This window comes from Citrobacter gillenii, assembly GCF_013337685.1.
Lineage (GTDB): Bacteria > Pseudomonadota > Gammaproteobacteria > Enterobacterales > Enterobacteriaceae > Citrobacter > Citrobacter gillenii.
On record NZ_SUQN01000002.1, the window covers coordinates 51,067 to 71,343 of the forward strand.

Genomic DNA, 20,277 nt, shown 5'->3' on the forward strand with positions numbered 1-20,277 from the left:
CTTCCGTTAAAAACGGAAGGTGGCAGGATTAAGGCTGGTAAATAAAATCAGGCTCGGTGCCCAAAAACGACTGAATGAATTCGCACTGGCGAATCAGCAGATCGCCATTCTTTTCGTTATAGGATTTGCAGCGTTCCGCTTTTTGTTCCAGACGCTGCCACCAGCTTTGCGCGGCGTTTTTTTGTGGGCCGGGCAACCAGCTAAATACCTGTTCCAGACCGCGACGATTGACGCTCACGCCCAGCTGTTGCAGGATCGCGCGGCGCTGCAGGCTACTGCTATTTAACTGTTCATAATGCTGTTGGATGACTTCATTGACGCTCAACAGCTCGTCACTGGCTCGACGAATCATACACAAACGCTGCTGTTCCAACTGAGTTCGCAGTGTGTCATACAGCGTTTCGTCTTCCCGAATGCCCTGAAGCAACAATTTCACCTGTTGCAGCTTAGTACTCACGGTTCTGACCTCTTATTTCTGGAAAAAACTGAGCATGTCACCTGCCAGCCGATCGGTATCAACCTGCAGATCGCCATTGGCCAGCGCAGCCTGCATTTGTGCGACTTTGTCGTAATCAACATCGCCCTGCGTGTCTTCATTCAACGTCTGCTGAGCGGACTGCAGCCCGGCCTGAGTCACATCATCAGCCGTTAGTGACGTGGTGCTGACGGTGCTGGATTTCGTTGTGCTTTTGTCGGCAGCACTGCTCCCGGACGTCGTTGGCGTAGGGCGGTTACCGGACAGCGTTGGGGTTATTTTCATAGCAACCTCGTGCGTATTCTTCTGTTACTTGCTAAAAGCGACCGTGAAGGAGAAAACTTTAATTCCATCACAAAAAATCCCGTTACTGCGTTGCCGTTAGCGTGCTGACGATGCCCGTATCATCCACCACGCCGCTAATCACCCGCTGACTGCTGGTGTTACGGATTTTAATCACTTCTCCTTTACGGCCGTTTTTCAACGCTACGCCGGGCATTGATGCGGTGATCCCCGCCATATGCGACACGATAGTTACCGGTTGGTCGCGCTTAACCAGAATGGGTTGTACTAATTCAGCGCGAGTCAGCGGTTTACCTGGCTGCAGGGTGCGTTTGCTGGTGAGCCCGACGGCATCGTCCAGTTGCATCAACAGCTCATTTCTCTGCCCGCTGATGTGATATTTCTTCAACTGTAAATCATCCACCGTCAGCACGGTGTCGCGCTCAATCAACGATTTCGGCATCACTACTGGCACAAACACATCCGGGCGCACCGCCACGCTGACCTTCCAGCCTGTGTGGCCTGGACAGCTCACTTCAAAATTCATCCGGCTTAAGGCCGTTTCGGCGGGAGATGACGCGCTAATGTGCGGCTCAGAAGGACAGAGTGGGGCGGTCGCAACCATCGAAGGGATGTAGACATTGAAGGTATAGCGGTAGTCATGCCACTGCTGTTTTTGTGCCAGGGCGTCGATCTGCTGACTTGCTGCGGTGAGGACCTGCGCGTTGATCTGCTCCCGGGCGCTGTGCTGAACGGGATGGACGGCGGCATGCAGTGGTAAGGCAATGCTTAATGCCAGCAGGGTTATTGCGACAAAGGGGAAGGAAGGCTTCCTGCTGCGGGACGATAGTTTCATAAAATCATTTCTCATCAATCACTTAAAAGTTGGCATACATATTGCTTATAACAGCGATATTGATGCAGGAGTGATGCGAGAAATGGGAATCAGTTTTCAGCAAGCGTTGGGGGTACATCCGCAGGCAGTGAAATTACGTCTTGAGAGGACCGAGTTACTGACTGCGAATCTGGCAAACGTCGATACGCCAAATTTCAAAGCTAAAGATATTGATTTTGCCGCTGAGATGCAACGGGCAAGTCGAACAAATGTAATGCCAGAGGTTGATGTGAAGTACCGCGTGCCGATGCAACCCTCAGAGGACGGCAATACCGTAGAGCTGAATACCGAGCAGGCTCGGTTCTCACAAAACAGTATGGATTATCAAAGCAGTCTGACCTTCTTGAACCTGCAACTTAGCGGTATCAACGAGGCCATTGAAGGGAAATAACCATGTCGTTTACTGATATTTATCAGATTTCAGGTTCGGCGATGACGGCGCAAACCATTCGCCTGAATACCGTCGCCAGTAACATGGCGAACGCCGAAGCGCCCGCCAGCAGCGAGGCGCAGGCTTACAAAGCGCGTAGTCCAGTCTTTGCCGCCGTTTACCACAATAGCCTGATTGGTGCGCATAACCGCCACGCGATTGACGGCGCCAGCGTTCAGGTGCAGGACGTCATGCAAAGCGGCGGGGCGGTGAAGCGTTATGAGCCTCACCATCCCATGGCAGACCGGGATGGTTTTGTCTGGTACCCGGACGTCAACGTGGTTGAGCAAATGGCTGACATGATGTCTGCGTCCCGTGACTTTGAAACGGATGTTGATGTGCTGAATAACGTCAAAAGTATGCAGCAAAGTTTACTCAAATTAGGAGAAGCATAATGAACGCTCTGGCTCTGTATGCCCAATCGCAGTCGCTGGCTTCTTCCCAAGAGCCGACAGCGGTGGCGGAGAACAATGTCGGTTCCACGAGTAACCTGGGTGATAGCAGCACGTCGTCCACCACGGATACCAGCGACACGTCATCCACTACGACAACCACAACCACCTCCACGGATTCCTCAGGCGTGGACACGTTCCTGACGTTGTTTGTGGCGGAGATTGAGAATCAGGATCCCACCGATCCAGCGGACCCGACAGACTATATCGACCAGCTCGCCTCAATGGCGCAGGTGGCGATGATGGAAGAGATGAGCGTTCAGGCCAATACCAACGCCGTGCTGATGAGCAACATTCAGGTCATGGCGTTAGGGAATCTGGTGGGTGACGACATTATGGTGCAAACCACCACGCTGGATATTGCCGACAACACCAAAGAGATTCAGGGGCGCGTCACGCTGGACGACAGCTGTACCGATGTGGATCTGCATTTCACTGACGCCGCCGGTGATGACTACACCGTATCGCTGATCCCTGAAGGGGAAACCTCCGTCGGACCTGGGCAGGTGGATTTCGATATTAATCCCGCTGATTACGGTATTCCGGCGGGTGATTACAACGTGTCGGTGGTGACCAACACCGGGGAAGCGGAAGTACCTATTGAAGTCACCGGTGAGGTTGAGGATGTGCGTATTCCGCTCGATGGCAGCACACCGGTTCTTAACGTGGACGGCGTCGGGGAAGTGCCTTTCACCATGATCACCCAGTTCGGCGTGCCGGATAGCACTGATGGCAGCGGCGGTTCCGATGACACCACGCCACCTGATACCGACGGTGGCAGTGATAATTCTGACAGCGATAACGTTATCTGATTTTACATTACAGGAATAAATAATGAGTTATGAAATTGCAGCGACGGGGTTAAACGCCGTTAACGAACAACTGGATGGGATCAGTAACAACATCGCTAACTCCGGTACGGTGGGTTACAAATCGATGACCACCCAATTCTCTGCGATGTATGCCGGGACGCAGGCCATGGGCGTGAGCGTGGCGGGTTCAGCGCAAAGTATCTCCACCGGTGGTTCTATGGTCTCAACGGGCAATGCGCTAGATCTGGCCATTAACGATGATGGCTTTTTCGTGATGTGTGACAGCGCCGGGAACATCTCCTATACCCGCGCCGGTTCCTTCGTAACGGACAAAAATGGCTATATCGTCAATGCGTCCGGCGATTACCTGCAGGGCTATCCGGTTGATGACAGCGGTACGCTGCAAACCGGGACGGTGTCCGATATCCAAATTCAGACCGGCAACATTCCGGCAGAAGCGTCAGACAGCTTGTCCTTTACGGCTAACTTTGACGCCAGTGATGCCACCATTGATCGTTCCACGGTCGCGTTTGATCCCACCAACAGCGCGTCTTATTCCGACAGCTATACCACCACAGTTTATGACTCACTGGGTAACGAGCACTCGGTTTGCCAGTACTTTACTAAAACCTCGGATAACACTTGGGAAGTTGATTATACCTTTGATGGTGCTGCTCAGGACGGCGCAGCACCAACCACCTTAACGTTCGATCCGAACACCGGCAAGTTGACCTCACCGACCACGCCGCAGACCGTTGAATTCACTACCGATGCGGCCGCGCCGATTGAGTTGACCGTCGATTACTCCAGTTGCACCCAGTACGGTTCCGATTTCTCCGTCACCACCAACTCCGCGAATGGTTATGCGTCTGCAACCCAAAACGGCGTGCAGGTTGATGACGACGGAAAAGTTTACGCCACCTACAGCAACGGCGAACGCATGCTGCAAGGTCAGGTCGTGCTGGCGACCTTCCCCGACGAAAATGGGCTGGAAGCGGTGAGCGGCACCGCCTGGGTGCAAACGGGGGAATCCGGCACGCCGCTGATTGGTACACCGGGATCCGGTTCTTGCGGCACGCTCTCCTCCGGCATGCTCGAAAGCTCCAACGTTGATATCACCACTGAACTGGTTGACCTGATGACGGCCCAGCGTAACTACCAGGCGAACACGAAAGTGATCTCCACCAGTACGCAGCTTGATGATGCGCTGTTCCAGGCAATGTAAGGCGCGGATAAATGGATCGCTTGATATATACCGCCCTGAGCGGGGCCACCCAGACGCTGCAAGAGCAGCAAATCAGCGCCAACAACCTCGCTAACGTCAACACCACGGGGTTTCGCGCGGATATGGCGATGGCGAGTAATGACAAAGTGAAAGGCGGCGGATTCGATACGCGCTATATGGCGAAGGAGAGTCCAAGCGGGGTGAACGACAGCAGCGGTATCGCGGAGAAAACGGAGCGTCCACTCGACGTAGCCTTGCAGGGCACTGGCTATATCGCGGTTGAGGATAAAGACGGTAACGAAATCTATACCCGCAACGGCAATATCCAGCAGGACGATCAGGGGCAGCTCACCATCAACGGTAACGTGGTGTTAGGCGATAACGGCCCGATCATCCTGCCGCCGAATGCCATTGCGTCTTTTGGCAGCGACGGCACGCTCTCGGTGACGCCAGACGACGGTGATGTCACCGCTACCATGGACATTGACCGCCTGAAGCTGGTGGATATACCAGTGAACAATCTGGCGAAAAACGCGCAGGGCATGCTGATCACCGCCGATGGCGTTCCAGCCCAGCGCGATGAAAACATCAAAGTGAGCGGGGGCTTTCTTGAGAGCAGCAACGTGTCGGCGGTTAGTGAAATGATGTCCTCCATTGCGATGAACCGCCAGTTTGAAGCGCAAATCAAGATGATGAAAACCGCCGAAGAGATCAGTGATTCGGGCAACCGTTTGTTAACCGGCTCCTGAGCCGCCGTGACCCATCAGGAATAAAGCATTATGAATGCAGCGTTATGGATCAGTAAGACCGGCCTGTCGGCACAGGATGCTGAGATGAGTGCGATTGCCAACAACATCGCCAACGTCAACACCACAGGCTTTAAGCGTGACCGCGTGATGTTCCAGGATCTGTTCTATCAGACTCAGGAAGCGCCGGGCTCGATGCTCGATCAAAACAATATCATGCCGACCGGCATGCAGTTCGGCAGCGGTGTGCGAATTGTCGGAACCCAGAAAACCTTCAGTGAAGGCAATGTGGAAACGACCGAGAACTCGATGGATGTCGCCATTATGGGACAGGGTTTTTTGCAGGTGCAGAAGGCCAACGGCGATATTGCCTACACCCGCGACGGCGACCTACAGGTCAATGCTGATGGGGTAATGACCAACTCCCAGGGCTTGCCGTTGCAGCCGGAAATCGACGTGCCGTCCGGCGCGACCAGCGTGTCAATTGGTGAGGATGGCACGGTGACGGCCATCTTACCTGGCGATACTGACACCACTGAACTGGGCCAGCTGACGCTGGTGAACTTCGCTAACCCTGCCGGGCTTTCTGCCGAAGGGGACAACCTGTATCTGGAGACTGCCGCCAGCGGCCAGCCAACGGAAGGGGTACCAGGTGAAGATGGGCTTGGCACGCTGCAGTCAGGGGCACTGGAAGGCTCCAATGTGGATATCGTCAACGAAATGGTGGCGATGATCACGGTGCAACGTGCTTATGAGATGAACGCCAAAATGGTCTCTGCGGCAGATGACATGCTGCAGTTTATTAGTCAGACGCTGTAACGCAACAACGTGAAATGCCGGATGGCACAGCGCCATCCGGCAAGGTTTAAACGAAATAGGCAGAACGTGAAAAATTATCTCTGGCTGATGGTGCTGCTTCCCCTGCTCAGTGGGTGTGAATCGCAGGCTATCCTGGTCAAAAAAAATGACGAATTCTTTGCGCCCCCCAAAACAGAGGCCCCGGCTCCGGCGGATGGTCGTGCGGGCGGTGTGTTTGAAACAGGCTATAACTGGTCGTTGACGGCGGACCGACGCGCCTATCGGGTGGGCGATATCCTGACCGTCATCCTGGAAGAATCTACCCAGTCCAGCAAGCAGGCGAAAACCAACTTCGGTAAGAGCAATACCGTCGACATCGGCGCGCCGACCATCTTTGGGCATACCAAAGACAAGCTGTCCGGCTCGATAGATGCCAACCGTGACTTTGACGGCAGCGCCACCTCGCAGCAACAGAACAGCTTACGCGGCGAGATTACGGTGTCAGTCCATTCTGTGCAGCCGAACGGCATTCTGGAAATTCGCGGCGAGAAGTGGCTCACCCTTAACCAGGGGGATGAATACATTCGACTGAGTGGCCTGGTACGCGCTGACGATATTCAGAACGACAACTCGGTGTCATCACAACGGATTGCGGATGCGCGCATCTCCTACGCCGGACGCGGGGCATTAAGCGATGCCAACGCGGCGGGGTGGCTGACGCGTCTGTTTAACCATCCACTGTTCCCGATCTAATGCAGGATTTTACTATGCAACACTTACGCGGGCGCTGGATGAAAGCGTTAAACGCCGTCGTGATCGCTCTGTGTCTGGTGGTACCGGGCACGTCGCAGGCGCAATCTCTTGAATCGCTGGTCAATGTGCAGGGCGTCAGGACCAACCAACTGGTGGGTTACAGCCTGGTGGTCGGGCTGGACGGAACCGGTGATAAAAACCAGGTGAAGTTCACTAACCAGACCATTACCAACATGCTGCGTCAATTTGGCGTGCAGTTGCCGAGCAAGATTGATCCGAAGGTGAAAAACGTCGCGGCGGTGGCGGTGAGCGCCGTGCTGCCGCCGATGTACTCACGCGGGCAGACCATTGATGTCACCGTCTCGTCTATTGGTGATGCTAAAAGCCTGCGTGGCGGCACCTTATTGTTAACCCAACTGCATGGTGCAGATGGTGAAGTTTATGCGCTAGCGCAGGGAAGTGTGGTGGTTGGCGGGATGAATGCGACCGGCGCCAGTGGCTCCAGCGTGACGGTGAATACGCCTACCGCCGGACTTATCCCCAATGGGGCGTCGGTGGAACGTGAAATTCCCAGCGACTTCCAGTTGGGCAACACTATCACCCTAAACCTGAAACGCCCTTCTTTTAAAGACGCCAATAATATTGCCGGGGCGATCAATGCGGCGTTTGGCGGCATTGCTACCGCGCAAAGCTCGACCAACGTCGTCGTCACCGCCCCGACCAGTCCCGGTGCGCGCGTGGCGTTTATGTCGCAGTTGGATGATGTGCAGGTGCAGGCTGAGAAAGTCCGCGCTCGTGTGGTGTTCAATTCGCGTACCGGCACCGTGGTGATGGGTGAGGGGATCGCGCTGCATGCGGCGGCGGTATCTCACGGCAGCCTGACGGTATCGATCAATGAATCCAGCAACGTCAGTCAGCCGAACGCACTGGCGGGAGGACGTACTGCCGTCACGCCGCAAAGCAACATTTCGGTTAACCACGCGCGCCCTGGCATCATCTCTCTGCCCGAATCCAGCAGCCTGAAAACGTTGGTTAATGCGCTAAATAGCCTCGGGGCCACGCCGGACGACATTATGTCTATTTTGCAGGCGTTGCATGAAGCGGGTGCGCTGGATGCCGATCTGGAGGTTATTTAATGACAGATATCAAAGTGAATCGCAGCGGCGGCACGGATGGCAGCGATGCCTTAATGGGTCCCAAAATCAAAAGCAACGATTTGCAGAAAGCCGCACAGCAGTTTGAGGCGATTTTCTTACGCAATATGTTGAAAGAGATGCGTAAAACCAACGAAATCTTTGATTCAAAAGATAACCCGCTCAACAGTGACTCGGTGCGCATGATGCAGGGTTTTTATGATGACCAACTGTGTAACTCGCTGTCGCAGCAGCACGGTATCGGGATTGCGGCGATGATTGTGAAGCAGCTGTCGCCCCATCACAAAGGGTAAAGCCCGGCGGCGACTTAAGAACCGTCAGGTTTTCGCCGCTCTTTATCAGCAAGGTTGTTAACGAGACACCGGGCAGCAGGCCGGCGAGGATTTTTTGATGGATATGATTAGTATCGGCTACAGCGGCGCCAGTACGGCGCAGGTAGAGCTGAACGTAACGGCGCAAAACACCGCTAACGCGATGACGGATGGCTATACCCGCCAGGTGGCGATGATCAGCAGCATTGGCGCCAGCTCGGGTTCGTCAAACAGCGCGGGTAACGGGGTGCAGGTCGACAGTATTCGCCGTGTGTCCAACCAGTATCAGGTCAGCCAGGTATGGTACGCCGCCAGCGATAACGGCTACTACAGCACCCAGCAGGAATATTTAACCCAGCTGGAAACAGTGCTCAGCGACGACAACACCAGCCTGAGCGGCGGTTTTGATGATTTTTTTGCCGCGCTCAATGCCGCGACCTCCAGCCCCGATGACTCCGCCCTGCGCGAGCAGGTGATCAGCGAATCCGGCGCGCTGGCGCTGCGAGTCAATAACACGCTGGATTATATTGACTCGCAAAGCAGTGAAATCGTCAGCCAGGAGCAAGCGATGGTGGCGCAGGTCAACACCCTGACCAGTGGGATTGCCAGCTACAACCAGCAAATCGCTGAGGCAGAAGCCAACGGCGATAACGCTTCCGCGCTGTATGACGCCCGCGATCAGATGGTCGAACAGCTCAGCGGCATCATGGACGTACAGGTCAACACTGACGATCAGGGTAACTACGACGTAACGCTGAAAAACGGTCAGCCGTTAGTTAGCGGGCAAGAGAGTTCGACCATTGCGCTCGAAACCAATGCCGATGGCTCACAAACGATGTCGCTGACCTTCGCCGGCACCACCTCCACCATGAATACCGATACCGGTGGATCAATGGGGGCGCTGTTTGATTATCAAAATGACGTGCTGACTCCGCTGACGGATACCATCAACAGCATGGCGTCGCAGTTTGCCGATGCCGTCAACACCCAACTGGCCCAGGGTTACGATCTGAACGGTAATCCCGGGGAGCCGCTGTTTATTTATGATGAAAATTCAGCCGATGGCCCGCTGGAGGTTAACCCGGATATCACCGCCGATGAACTGGCATTTTCCAGCTCACCGGACGAAAGCGGCAACAGCGATAACCTGCAGGCGTTAATCAACATCTCCACCGAACCGCTGGAGATTGACGGACTCGGAAGCGTGACGGTAGGGGAAGCGTGTTCGTCGATCATCAGCAATATCGGCATCTATAGCCAGCAAAACCAGACCGAGGCGGAAGCGGCAGCCAACGTCTATTCCGAAGCGCAGAATCAGCAAAGCAGCGTCAGCGGCGTCAGCATGGACGAAGAAGCGGTGAACCTCATTACCTATCAGCAAATTTATGAGGCCAACCTGAAAGTGATTTCCGCCGGTGCGGATATTTTCGATTCCGTACTGGAAATGTGTAGCTAACCTGGAGAGTTATCATGCGAGTGACTGCGCAACAATCTTATACATCCATGAATCAGAGCTTTGATAAGCTTTCCACCGACCTGGCACACGTTGTCACCCAGATGGCGACGGGAAAAAGCATTCTGCTGCCCTCGGACGATCCGATTGCTTATACCCGCATGACGCAGCTGGATCGCCAGCAGTCAGCGATTGAACAGTATCAGACGAATATCGATTCCGCCTCGGCGGGGATGAGCCAGCAGGAGTCGATCCTCGATGGCGTCAATGACAGTTTGCTGGCTGTGCGTGACGATCTGCTGCAGGCGGCTAACGGCACCAATACCGCTGACTCGCTGTCCAGCCTCGGTCAGGATATTCAATCCCTGACAGAATCGATGGTCGCGGCGTTAAATTACCAGGATGAAGACGGCCACTATGTCTTCGGTGGGACGGTAAATGACCAGCCGCCTATTGTGGCGGTGGACGATGATGGCGACGGCGTCACCGACAGCTACAGCTATCAGGGTAACAGCGATCATCGCGAGACCACCGTGTCGAATGGTGTTGAGGTGGATACCAACGTGGCAGTGAGCGATTTCTTTGGCAACAATCTGGATGTGCTTAACACGCTGACCTCGTTGTCGCAGGAGTTGCAGGATCCGTCTGTCGACCCGGCTGATCCGCAGGTGCAAAGCGACATCTCCAGTGCCATTGACGTGGTTGACGACGCGTCGGATTCACTGAACGCTTCTATCGCATCACTGGGCGAGTCGCAGAACACGATGACGATGATGAGTGACGCGCAGACGGATATTTCCACCTCTAACGAGCAGTTAATGAGCTCGCTGAGCGATCTCGATTACGGTCCGGCTTCCATTACCTTTACCGGTCTGGAGATGGCAATGGAAGCCACCTTAAAAACGTACTCGCAGGTGAGTGAGTTAAACCTCTTTAGTCAGCTTTAAGTCTCTTAAATACCCGATGAGTTTGTAGGCCGGATAAGGCGTGTGCGCCGTCATCCGGCAACAATAGTCAACAGCAGTTCAGGAATACTATGCAGGTCGGTTTAAATACAACATCCCTCTCCGGTAGCGGAGCGCTCAATCCTTCGGTGCAGCAGCATGCTGTTGCGCAGAACGCCCCGGTTCGTCAAAAGTTACCCGCAACGGCGAGTGATTATCCGGCTTCGCCGCTGATCACTACACGCCCACAGCGTTACAGCGTTCAGCTAAACGATCAGCTCACCACGCTGCAACAGGCTGACCACTATCTGGGGCAGCTTGAGCAGCAGTTGCTGGATTACCGTCATGCCTCACGACGCGGCGGCCAGGCGCAGCAGCAGAAAAGGGCCGATGTGGTGCAGTGGCTGGATAAGCGTTCAACCTTGTCAGGAGGCGCCGTCGATCGGCAACTGAAATCGGTATTGCAGGGAGATGCGCGGGTGACGTTTCAGTCGCCCGAACTGGAGAAAATGTTCCAGCAGCGTTCAACCGGGGCGAAAATGTTCAGTGTGTCAGACGGTCGTCAGACGCAGCTCTCTGCCGTGGTTGTTGGGGAGGATGCTGATTCTGGGCAATATAAAATGATGATCGGCAACGCGCTACGCCGTGTTGGTGTGCAAACGCATGAGAATCAGGGGGCTATCACCTTCTCCACCACCGAAACACAATGGGCGCAGTTGGCACAGACGCTGAGCGTGCATGAAGAGGGTGATAAACCTTCCACCTTTACCCCGCTGAAAACTTTCGCCGATCCTTCACGTACGGATGCGCTGTTGCAAACCTTGCAGCAGGGGAGTTCCCGTAGCCTGGAGGGGATTCAGCTGGCGCTGGACACCATTGGTGAACAGCGCTCACAAATGGCGGCGCAGCAGGAGAAGGCCCGGCAGCTGATTGACGGGATGGCGCGTTTCCCGCAGGCCGAAAGCGCGGTCAAAGCGTCAGAAACACTTGGCGGGGTGTTGGATCACGCCAATCATAATTATCAGGTGTTAGCGCAAGCAGTTAACGGCCAGGCTCGACTGTCCAGCCAAACCGTCCGTAGTTTATTACGTTAGTCAGGCTGGCAGGCTTTTGCGGTGAAGGAAAATGAGGAAGGGTCTGAAACAATCAGGCCACCGACATCTTGATTAAACAGTAAATTTTGTTGTTTATTTAAATGAATCCACCACGTTCGCAGATTGTGTTCATTAACGAATGAACCTAAATTTGATAAACGCAAATCATTCTGGTCGGTTTCAGCACCACTGAAACGAAACTCCCCCTGTTTAACAGCTCCAGAGTAGCGGTTAACGCAGGCCGAGATTTTAAAAATGGACGGCGTTTTTTTATTGGTATCGAGAGGAATCAAGGTCACGGTGGTGTTTTTGCCCGGTGGGCTGACCATCATTTCATAATGTGCGCTGGTTCCCGCCTCGAGGTCATAGTTCGCAATAATCGTATTCTCAATACGCGCACTGGCGGTAAAGATGGTGAATGCTGCAATAACAGGAAGGGCATAGAAAAAGTAATTATTTGCATTTTGGCATTTCATTCAACACTTTCTCCACTTCTTTATACATAACATTATTCATTTCATTATCTTTGTTTTGCCAGCGTTCAAAGCTCAACGCTAACTGCCAACTGTCATTGCATTGGTTACTCAGCACTATATCCAAAACAAATTTATTCAGCGATACCCGGTAATACAGTTCCATTGACGCATTATGCGTGTCCAGCAACTGATTAATCCCTTGAATACCCGGTGACATATGCTGCGAAAATGGCGTAACGGCGGCCGGTTGGGTATCAGGATCGTAAAGGTGGTAAACGGTAATACGTTTAGCGTTATTCAGGTTTTCTTTTATTAATTGTGGTGTTTCAGCGGTTGTCATTTTTGGCTGTGCGTTAAAGTAATACATAAATGTGAACAAAAATAAGGCAATGGCGATAACCGAACCTACCATCATAGCTGCCTGATAAGGGCGTTTTTTAACCGCAGTGCGTGGCGTTTTTAGTGTGTCTGTAGCGGTGTCGAATGCCGGGGACATCAGCACCTGATTGCCATTTTGCTGCTTATCCTCCGTTGTGCTCTCGGGGAGTGCAGCGTGCTCTGCCACCGCTTCAATGTTGTCATTATTAACATTGCACTTATTGTTGTTAACAGTTTCAGTGAGGTAATTTTTATTAAATAAATAGCCTTTCTTGGGAATGGTTTTAATGATTTCCTGTTGTTTACCATCATCATCGATAGCGACCCGCAAAGCATGAATAGCAGTGGGAAGACTATTTCCCCCGACGATGCGGTTTTTCCAAACTTCGGTCATTAAAAACGAACGCGCTAAAACGGTATCGGCATTTTTAGCTAATGTTTCTAACAGAATAAAATGGTACTCGCCGAGACGACGGGTTTCACCTGTCTCACAATGGATTAATGCATTAAGCGAAGAATCCATCCGCCAGTGGTTGACAACAATACTCATAGTGTTATTTGCCCATGCAAGGTTTTTTAGATCCTTTGCGTCACGCTGTTAAAAATCAACGTATTAGAATCATAAATGAACTGCGATGTCTTTCTGGCTGTTCGGATGAGGAAGTGACAGCATAATCAGTATTGTTTTTTTTGCAGTCCGAAATCAGATTTGAAATGTAGCGAAAGAGCCTGAAACTCACAACATACAAGGCTGATGGCATTTGCAACTAAATGTAAAATAACGGATTAAATGATGAATTTAGAATGTGTCGGATTAAGGATAATCTCATTTGATTCATAATCTTAAACCTTTGATGGGGCGGGTTGTTAAAGCATTATTAGATATTTCTAATAATCTTTTAATTAAAACTTGATTGAGATCTTACTGTAGTGGTGGGTTAATGAAGGAGATGAGCACGCAAAGCTAAATTAATGCGGGTGAGTGATTTTATATGGAGGTAATAAAGAGAGGGGGAGGCGTAAAAAAATTTTTTAGGGTGCGTTAAGTTTTCCAAACGGATGGTCGTTTTTACAGAGTATCGAAACAAAGACGATTAATCCCAAGGAGCAGTATCATGTTATCTATTAATACCAGTAGCGCCTCAATGGCCGCCGTTAACGCCATCAACACCAGCATGGATTCTCTGTCCACCTCAATGGAACGTCTGGCGACAGGTAACCGCATCAACTCTTCTTCTGACGATGCTGCGGGCAAACAGATTGCTAACCGTCTGACTGCACAGTCCAGCGGTATGGGCGTTGCGCTGAGCAACATCGATGATGCGACCGCCATGCTGCAAACTGCTGACAGCACCTTTGATGAAATGACCGACGTACTGGGCCGCATGAGCGACCTGGCCACGCAGGCAGCGAACGGAACCTACAACGACGACGACCTGCAGGCGATGCAGGACGAATACGACGAACTGGGTCAGCAGATGTCTGACATGCTGCAAAACACCACCTACGGCGGCACCAACCTGTTTGGTACCTCCGGCACCAGCAACACCGGTGAAGATGGCCTGTTCCAGGGCTCTGTCACCTTCCAGGTCGGCGCAGAATCTTCTGATACCATGACGGTCGATATCTCCAGCCAGTTGGGTAATCTGACCGCCGATCTGAAAGGCATCAGTGCCTCTTTCTCTGCTGACCAGGCTGATACCACCGGCACCGCAGGCGTTTCTGGCGGTACTGAGCTGACCGCTTCTGGCTCCGCGAACACCATGATTGACAGCATTTCTACTGCGATGGACGACGTGTCGAAGATCCAGTCCAAGCTGGGTGCGTCTATCAACCGTCTGAACGACACCGCCAACAACCTGACCAGCATGCAGGACAACACGGAAGTGGCTATCGGTAACATTATGGATACCGACTACGCGACGGAAGCGTCCAACATGACTAAACAGCAGGTTCTGTCGCAGACCGGCATCACCATGCTTAAGCAGTCCAACAGCATGTCCAGCATGGTTTCCAGCCTGCTGCAGTAATCTCTGTTTAGTGGTGAAGCCACGTATACACAACACCGCCTGCTGGCGGTGTTGTGCTTTCAGCGGCGCGATATTTTTTGGCAAACCTTCCTGATAAACGGAAGTTTAGCTTCCATCACATTTATAACTAACTGATTTATCAATATATAAAATGTTGGCATGAGTTTTGCTGTTACCTCAATAACGTTGCACGGAGTCAATCATCATGGGTTACACAAGTGCTGTTCAAGCAATGGCGCAGAAAATGGCATATGCCGATATCTCGAATCAGGTCGCGAGCCTGCAAGAGCAGCAGAGCGATCTGACTGCGGAAAGCAATGGGCTTGATTCGCTCAGCACGGCGCTGACGAATTTTCAGTCTGCGGTGGATGCGCTCAATAGCGACACCGACGGGCCGGTGGTGTTTTCTGCAACGAGCAATAATGACTCGGCAACCGTTTCTGCCAACTCAGAGGCCCAGCCGGGAACCTATTCTTTTTTCGTTGAGCAGTTAGCGCAAGCGCAGCAGTCGACTTTTGATATGACTGATGACACCTATTCCGCGACGGGGACGTTTGAACTGACGATGGGTGACAGCACCATGGACATCGACCTGGCGTCAGCAGATGCCAATGGCGATGGTGATGGGTTTATCGATGCCAGCGAGTTGGTCAGCGCGATTAATGATTCCGACGATAACCCTGGCGTGTCGGCCGCGCTGGTGAAAACGGACGGTACGACGACCATCATGCTCACCTCTGACACTACCGGCGAGCAGAGCGCTTTTTCGGTGTCGGTTATCGATCACGATCCGACCAATGACACCAGTACGACGGTACCCACGCTGGACACCCTGACCGAATCGCAGGATGCGATTATTCATCTGGGAAGTTCAACGGGGCCGACGATTACTAACAGCACAAATACATTTGATGATGTCATCCCGGGCGTCACGATGACGTTCAGTGAAGTCAGCGATCTGGATGATCCGACGGATCTCACCACCTTTACGGTTGCTGAAGATTCTTCTGCCTCTGAAGCCAAGGTCCAGACCTTTGTCGACGCCTATAACTCGCTGGTCGATACCATTGACTCGCTGACCACTTACGGGGACGACGATACCTCGGCAGGTGTATTCGCTGGTGATGCTGGTCTCAAATCGCTCACCAGTCAGATGGATGACATTGTTCACTCTTACTACGACGGCTCCTCGATTGTGGATTACGGCATCACGCTGGACAGCGACGGCCATTTGCAGATCGACGCTGACACCTTCGATGACGCCATGGAAGAAAATCCGGACGGTCTGACCTCAATCTTTGTGGGTGATGACAGCATGGTCGCCCAACTCGATAACCTGATGGACAGCTATCTCGATTCCAGCAACGGCATCATCGCCCAACGTCAACAAGGTCTGGATGACGATCAGACCCGCATTGATGACAGAAGTGACCAGCTGACCGAGACCTACAACACCAACTACGACCGCTATGTGACGGAGTACACCAACACCATTATTGAGGTGTACACCATGAAAATGAGCATGGCTGCATTCTCGTAACCGACCGAGTTCACTCAAGGATTTACTGTAAATATGTACGAAACACAGGATGGCTATTCGCAATATAAAGAGATCGATCTCGCCGCCCGCACGGCAGCGGCCTCGCCTCTAGAACTGGTGCTGGTTCTGTTTTCCGGTTTGATGGACGAGCTGGAACGCGCCAAAAGCCATATTGAAAACAAGCGCTTTGAGAAGAAGGCGCAAAGCATCAACAAATGCATCGATATTCTCAATGCCTTAACCAGTTCGCTGGAGTTTGAAACCGGCGGCGAGCTGGTGGTGAATCTGTCACGTCTTTACGACCACTGTGTCTACCGCCTGTATGAAGCCAGCGGGGAATTATCGATTGAGAAGATCGATGAGGTGATTGTCATTCTGACGAATTTGCGTGAAGGCTGGGATGGCCTGTCAGCCAAGCTCGGGTAAGGCAATGGACAGACACGGCCAGCAGCAACAGCTTTTCGCCCTGATCGACGCGATGAACGAATCTCTGGATCAGCAGCGCTGGCGACGATTGCCCGCGCAGCATCAGCAGTTGATGCGTTTATTTCATGAATATGAAGTCGCAGAGACGTCAGCAGAAGAGTTGCGGAAGGTAAAAGCGACATTGCGCACCGGGTTTGCCGCCCTCATTGAGCGGCGAACCCGGCGTGCAGAAATCTTGAAAGCGCGTATGGATACGCATCAGCGAAATCAGGAAGGCGTGCTGGCGTATTCAATGGTTAATATTATTTCGGAGAAGGCATGAACCCTGTATTGCTGGCCACGGCCAGTGCGTTGACCGATGCCACGCCGGAAAACGCCACGATTTCAGCACCGGTGGCAGCCGAAAGCGGTGGGGCGTTTACCTTGCCACAAATGGCGCTAAACGCGGTGGCTGAACGTATCCATAGTGCGAAAACCAACCAGCAGCAATCATCAGCGGCACAAAAGCACGATAACGATCCGGCGGCGATGCAGGCGTTGATGGCGCTTTTTCTGGCCCAACCGGTGCAGTCAGCGGTGTCTGCTGGTTTGCAAAAACAACCGGATGGTGATGCGTTGAAAGCGCTGATCGCGGCACGGTCCGCAAACCCAGGGTCACCGGCCCTGCGTCAGTTGTCGAGCGCGGTAGAACAGAAGGCCAATGGCACGACGCCAGCCCAGTTGGATGCGGCAGACTTGTCGTTGCTACCGGCAAAATTACAGAGTGCGCTGACGGCATTGACGCAGCAGGCGACGGCAGGGCAACCGGCCACACCTGAGCAACAGGCGAAACTGGCGAGCTTTTCGGCGCAGGATTTACGCGCCATTGCACCCCAGCAGCCGACGCTGTCGACTTCTCAGCAAATTACCGCGCGAGTGAAAGAGACTGAAAGTCACGTTGCCCCGCGCCCGCAGGTGGTGAAAAAGAACGCCGCCCTTAACGTGACCCAGCCGGCAGTAGCTCAAAACCTGGTCAACGTGGCGGTACAAGGTAATCAGTCGGTTAGTGCGATAGCGGATACGAGCGCAATCACCACGCACACCGCGCAGCCGGTGGAGATGTCGCCTGATGAACTCGGTGAAAAACTGACGGCGCTACTGAAAGACCGGATCCAATTCCAGCTCGGCCAGCAGCAGCAAGTGTCTACCATCCGTCTTGACCCACCTTCGCTTGGCAAACTGGAAATTGCCGTACAGCTGGATGCGGGAAAACTCATGGTGCACATCGGCGCAAACCAAAGCGATGTTTGCCGTTCGCTGCAGCAATTTAGCGAGAACTTACGCCAGCATCTGACGGCGCAGAACTTCATGGAGGTCAATGTTCAGGTCTCCTCCGAGGGGCAATCGCAGCAGCAGCAACAACAGCAGTCTGATCATCAACAGGACGAGGTGACATCGGCATTAATGCTTAATGACGAGCCTCAATTTCAACGGAATGAATCCGTTCTGATCAAAGTGTAAAAGCCAAATGAAGAAAATCGTGATAGCGAGTGTAATTAGCTCTGTCCTGGCCCTCGTCGTGGGTGGCGGGGCTGGATGGGGGATGTACCATTTCGTCGGAAATGGAAAACCTGCGGCAGCCGCGCATACTGATGCCGTGGAATCAATGGATGAAAGTAACAGCCTGTTTGTTTCGTTACAGGAGACGATTGTCACCCTGCACGATAATGAAGGTGCCGATCACTATATGTCAGCGGAATTAGTGCTGGTTGTCGCCACTGAAAAAGAATCGGAGAAAATAAAACAGCAAGAGCCGCTGTATCAGAGCATTGCCGTTGAGCGACTGTCTGAAATGAAATATGAAGAAGTTCGCGCGATGAAAATATCGCAAATAAGGGCGTTAATCGCTGAAGCGTTGAAGGAAGAATTAAAGAATCGAAAAATAACCGCACCGTATAAAGATATATTGGTGAAAAAAGTCGTGTTCCAGTAAGCGATGAGTCAGGAATTTAAATGATGCAAGACGCTTACGAGTCAGAGGAATTCAGCGCGACACCGGTGCTCACCCCACAGCAAGAGAGTCATTATTTACAGGCTTATCTTCCGTTGGTGCGCAAAGTCGTGCGCCAACTCGCGCCGCAATGTACCTGCGTGATGGACCGGCAGGACATGGAGCAAACGGCGCTGATGGGATTGCTGAATGCGATTCGCCGCTACGGCCAGCCCGATGAAGGCTTTGCGGGGTACGCCGTACACCGCATTCGCGGGGCTATTCTGGATGAATTGCGCAGTCTTGACTGGCGGCCGCGCCAGTTACGGCAGAAATATCATCAAATTAAGGATGTGATTCGTGAAGCGCGCACAAAACTCGGACACGAACCCACTCGGGAGGAGCTTTCGCAATGGGGGCTATCGTCTGAGGATTACCTGGAATTTCAACAGCTGGAAGGGGCCGAAACGCTGGCCAGCCTGGATGAGTTACTGAATGGCGACCTGCCAATTGCACCGCTTGAAGGGCGGGGGCTGGAAGAACAATTTGTGACGCAAGAGATGCTGAGCTATGCCCTCGGTCAACTCAGTGAAAAAGAGGGCCTCGTGCTCTCCATGTATTACCAACACGATATGAATTTAAAAGAGATTGCGCTGGTGTTAGGCGTAACTGAAGCCAGAATTTGTCAAATGAATAAAAAAATCACGCACAAAATTCGTGATTGTTTATATCAAGATTAACAATTTCGAATTGAAATGCGGAGAAGTGAATGCAAAAGATTTTAGGTTTGTTGGTGGTTATTGGCTGTGTTTTTGGCGGCTATTTTGAAGCGGGTGGACAATTAATTGCCATCTGGCAGCCTGCTGAAATTGTTATTATTCTCGGCGCCGGATTTGGTGCCATGATTATCGGCAACCCGAAGCACGTGCTGAAAGAGATCGGCCATCAGTTGAAAGGTGTCCTCAGCAAGAAACAGCTGGGGCCAGAGTTTCAGCGCCAACTATTAATGTGCCTGTTTGAACTGCTGGAGTTGGTACAAAACGGCGGCTTACGCATGTTGGATCAGCACATTGAAAAACCGGCTGAAAGTACCATTTTCCAAAAGTACCCGCTGGTGCTGACTCAAGAGCGACTGGTGACCTTTATCGCTGATAACTTCCGCCTGATGGCAATGGGCAAAATTGACGCCCACGAACTGGAAGGGATCCTCGATCAGGAACTGGATACCGTAGAAGAAGAGCTGTTGACACCGTCTCGTTCATTACAGCGTACGGCTGAAGCTATGCCGGGATTCGGTATTTGCGCCGCGGTACTTGGCATCATTATTACCATGCAATCTATTGATGGCTCCATTGCACTGATCGGCCTGAAAGTAGCAGCGGCGCTGGTAGGGACCTTCCTGGGGGTATTTATCTGCTACTGCCTGATGGATCCGCTGGCGAACTCGATGGAGCAACAGGCGCGTGCGGAACATTCTCTGCTGGAATGTGTGCGTACTGTGCTGGTGGCGCATGCTGGCGGTAAGCCAACGCTGCTGGCGGTGGATGCAGGGCGTAAACTTCTGCATCTGGCATCTAAACCAACGTTTGCCAATCTGGACGCGTGGGTGAATGCGATGCTGGAGCAGGAATAAG

25 protein-coding genes are annotated in these 20,277 nt (G+C 52.7%); 20 read left to right on the plus strand and 5 right to left on the minus strand.

The window, feature by feature from the left end:
• Positions 1-28: 28 nt before the first annotated feature.
• The 3 genes from flgN to flgA all read right to left on the minus strand — a co-directional run bounded on the left by flgN (position 29) and on the right by flgA (position 1,613).
• On the minus strand, positions 29-457 hold the full coding sequence (gene flgN, locus FCH32_RS04020) for a flagellar protein FlgN (protein ID WP_117342026.1): 429 nt from the start codon (positions 455-457) through the stop codon (positions 29-31).
• 12 nt (positions 458-469) lie between these two features.
• A complete protein-coding gene (gene flgM / locus FCH32_RS04025; RefSeq protein WP_117342027.1) occupies positions 470-760 on the minus strand; it encodes a flagellar biosynthesis anti-sigma factor FlgM in 291 nt (96 codons plus the stop codon).
• 82 nt (positions 761-842) lie between these two features.
• Complete coding sequence (gene flgA / locus FCH32_RS04030; RefSeq protein ID WP_146717494.1) at positions 843-1,613, minus strand: flagellar basal body P-ring formation chaperone FlgA; 771 nt, start codon at positions 1,611-1,613, stop codon at positions 843-845.
• 82 nt (positions 1,614-1,695) lie between these two features.
• Between flgA and FCH32_RS04035 the strand changes: the two genes are divergently transcribed.
• The 12 genes from FCH32_RS04035 (at position 1,696) to FCH32_RS04090 (ending at position 11,824) form a co-directional block, all read left to right on the plus strand.
• Entirely contained in the window at positions 1,696-2,043 is a 348-nt protein-coding gene (locus FCH32_RS04035) for a flagellar basal body protein (RefSeq protein WP_117342265.1), read from the plus strand.
• A gap of 2 nt (positions 2,044-2,045) precedes the next feature.
• Positions 2,046-2,477, plus strand: a complete 432-nt coding sequence (gene flgC, locus FCH32_RS04040; protein WP_117342029.1) for a flagellar basal body rod protein FlgC — start codon at positions 2,046-2,048, stop codon at positions 2,475-2,477.
• Positions 2,477-3,346, plus strand: a complete 870-nt coding sequence (locus FCH32_RS04045) for a flagellar hook capping FlgD N-terminal domain-containing protein (RefSeq protein WP_174360539.1) — start codon at positions 2,477-2,479, stop codon at positions 3,344-3,346. The genes flgC and FCH32_RS04045 overlap by 1 nt, the downstream gene beginning before the upstream one ends.
• Positions 3,347-3,368: 22 nt before the next feature.
• Positions 3,369-4,571 carry a flagellar hook protein FlgE gene (flgE, locus tag FCH32_RS04050; protein WP_117342031.1) on the plus strand — a complete coding sequence of 401 codons (1,203 nt, stop codon included), beginning with the start codon at positions 3,369-3,371 and terminating at the stop codon, positions 4,569-4,571.
• 11 nt (positions 4,572-4,582) lie between these two features.
• A complete protein-coding gene (locus FCH32_RS04055; RefSeq protein WP_174360540.1) occupies positions 4,583-5,320 on the plus strand; it encodes a flagellar basal body rod protein FlgF in 738 nt (245 codons plus the stop codon).
• A 30-nt stretch (positions 5,321-5,350) separates the two neighbouring features.
• On the plus strand, positions 5,351-6,136 hold the full coding sequence (gene flgG, locus FCH32_RS04060) for a flagellar basal-body rod protein FlgG (RefSeq protein WP_117342033.1): 786 nt from the start codon (positions 5,351-5,353) through the stop codon (positions 6,134-6,136).
• Between the two features lie 66 nt (positions 6,137-6,202).
• Positions 6,203-6,868, plus strand: coding sequence for a flagellar basal body L-ring protein FlgH (gene flgH / locus FCH32_RS04065; protein WP_117342266.1), 666 nt, complete (start codon positions 6,203-6,205; stop codon positions 6,866-6,868).
• Complete coding sequence (locus tag FCH32_RS04070) at positions 6,868-8,004, plus strand: flagellar basal body P-ring protein FlgI (protein ID WP_117342034.1); 1,137 nt, start codon at positions 6,868-6,870, stop codon at positions 8,002-8,004. Before flgH ends, FCH32_RS04070 begins: the two co-directional genes overlap by 1 nt.
• 8 nt (positions 8,005-8,012) lie before the next feature.
• Complete coding sequence (locus tag FCH32_RS04075) at positions 8,013-8,315, plus strand: rod-binding protein (protein ID WP_117342267.1); 303 nt, start codon at positions 8,013-8,015, stop codon at positions 8,313-8,315.
• Between the two features lie 97 nt (positions 8,316-8,412).
• A complete protein-coding gene (gene flgK, locus FCH32_RS04080) occupies positions 8,413-9,789 on the plus strand; it encodes a flagellar hook-associated protein FlgK (protein ID WP_117342035.1) in 1,377 nt (458 codons plus the stop codon).
• Between the two features lie 14 nt (positions 9,790-9,803).
• Complete coding sequence (flgL, locus tag FCH32_RS04085; RefSeq protein WP_117342036.1) at positions 9,804-10,733, plus strand: flagellar hook-associated protein FlgL; 930 nt, start codon at positions 9,804-9,806, stop codon at positions 10,731-10,733.
• Between the two features lie 89 nt (positions 10,734-10,822).
• Positions 10,823-11,824, plus strand: coding sequence for a flagellar hook-associated protein (locus FCH32_RS04090; protein ID WP_135912527.1), 1,002 nt, complete (start codon positions 10,823-10,825; stop codon positions 11,822-11,824).
• Here the strand turns inward: FCH32_RS04090 and FCH32_RS04095 are convergent.
• Positions 11,821-12,300: a hypothetical protein gene (locus FCH32_RS04095; protein WP_135912526.1), complete on the minus strand. Its 480-nt coding sequence runs from the start codon at positions 12,298-12,300 to the stop codon at positions 11,821-11,823. The genes FCH32_RS04090 and FCH32_RS04095 overlap by 4 nt on opposite strands.
• Complete coding sequence (locus tag FCH32_RS04100) at positions 12,278-13,228, minus strand: transcriptional regulator (RefSeq protein WP_135912525.1); 951 nt, start codon at positions 13,226-13,228, stop codon at positions 12,278-12,280. The genes FCH32_RS04095 and FCH32_RS04100 overlap by 23 nt, the downstream gene beginning before the upstream one ends.
• 565 nt (positions 13,229-13,793) lie before the next feature.
• On the opposite strand from FCH32_RS04100, the gene lafA reads away from it, so the two are divergent.
• The 8 genes from lafA to motA all read left to right on the plus strand — a co-directional run bounded on the left by lafA (position 13,794) and on the right by motA (position 20,276).
• The gene (gene lafA, locus FCH32_RS04105; RefSeq protein ID WP_117342040.1) at positions 13,794-14,708 is read left to right on the plus strand and encodes a lateral flagellin LafA; all 915 of its coding nucleotides are present in this window, start codon (positions 13,794-13,796) and stop codon (positions 14,706-14,708) included.
• Positions 14,709-14,913: 205 nt separating this feature from the next.
• On the plus strand, positions 14,914-16,248 hold the full coding sequence (fliD, locus tag FCH32_RS04110; protein WP_117342041.1) for a flagellar filament capping protein FliD: 1,335 nt from the start codon (positions 14,914-14,916) through the stop codon (positions 16,246-16,248).
• A 33-nt stretch (positions 16,249-16,281) separates the two neighbouring features.
• Entirely contained in the window at positions 16,282-16,674 is a 393-nt protein-coding gene (gene fliS / locus FCH32_RS04115; protein WP_117342042.1) for a flagellar export chaperone FliS, read from the plus strand.
• A 4-nt stretch (positions 16,675-16,678) separates the two neighbouring features.
• Complete coding sequence (locus FCH32_RS04120; RefSeq protein WP_117342043.1) at positions 16,679-16,996, plus strand: flagellar protein FliT; 318 nt, start codon at positions 16,679-16,681, stop codon at positions 16,994-16,996.
• Complete coding sequence (locus FCH32_RS04125; RefSeq protein ID WP_174360541.1) at positions 16,993-18,174, plus strand: flagellar hook-length control protein FliK; 1,182 nt, start codon at positions 16,993-16,995, stop codon at positions 18,172-18,174. The genes FCH32_RS04120 and FCH32_RS04125 overlap by 4 nt, the downstream gene beginning before the upstream one ends.
• Before the next feature lie 7 nt (positions 18,175-18,181).
• Positions 18,182-18,646, plus strand: a complete 465-nt coding sequence (locus tag FCH32_RS04130) for a flagellar basal body-associated FliL family protein (RefSeq protein ID WP_135912522.1) — start codon at positions 18,182-18,184, stop codon at positions 18,644-18,646.
• Between the two features lie 20 nt (positions 18,647-18,666).
• Complete coding sequence (locus FCH32_RS04135; RefSeq protein WP_117342046.1) at positions 18,667-19,383, plus strand: FliA/WhiG family RNA polymerase sigma factor; 717 nt, start codon at positions 18,667-18,669, stop codon at positions 19,381-19,383.
• A 29-nt stretch (positions 19,384-19,412) separates the two neighbouring features.
• Positions 19,413-20,276: a flagellar motor stator protein MotA gene (gene motA / locus FCH32_RS04140; RefSeq protein WP_117342047.1), complete on the plus strand. Its 864-nt coding sequence runs from the start codon at positions 19,413-19,415 to the stop codon at positions 20,274-20,276.
• Position 20,277 lies beyond the last annotated feature (1 nt).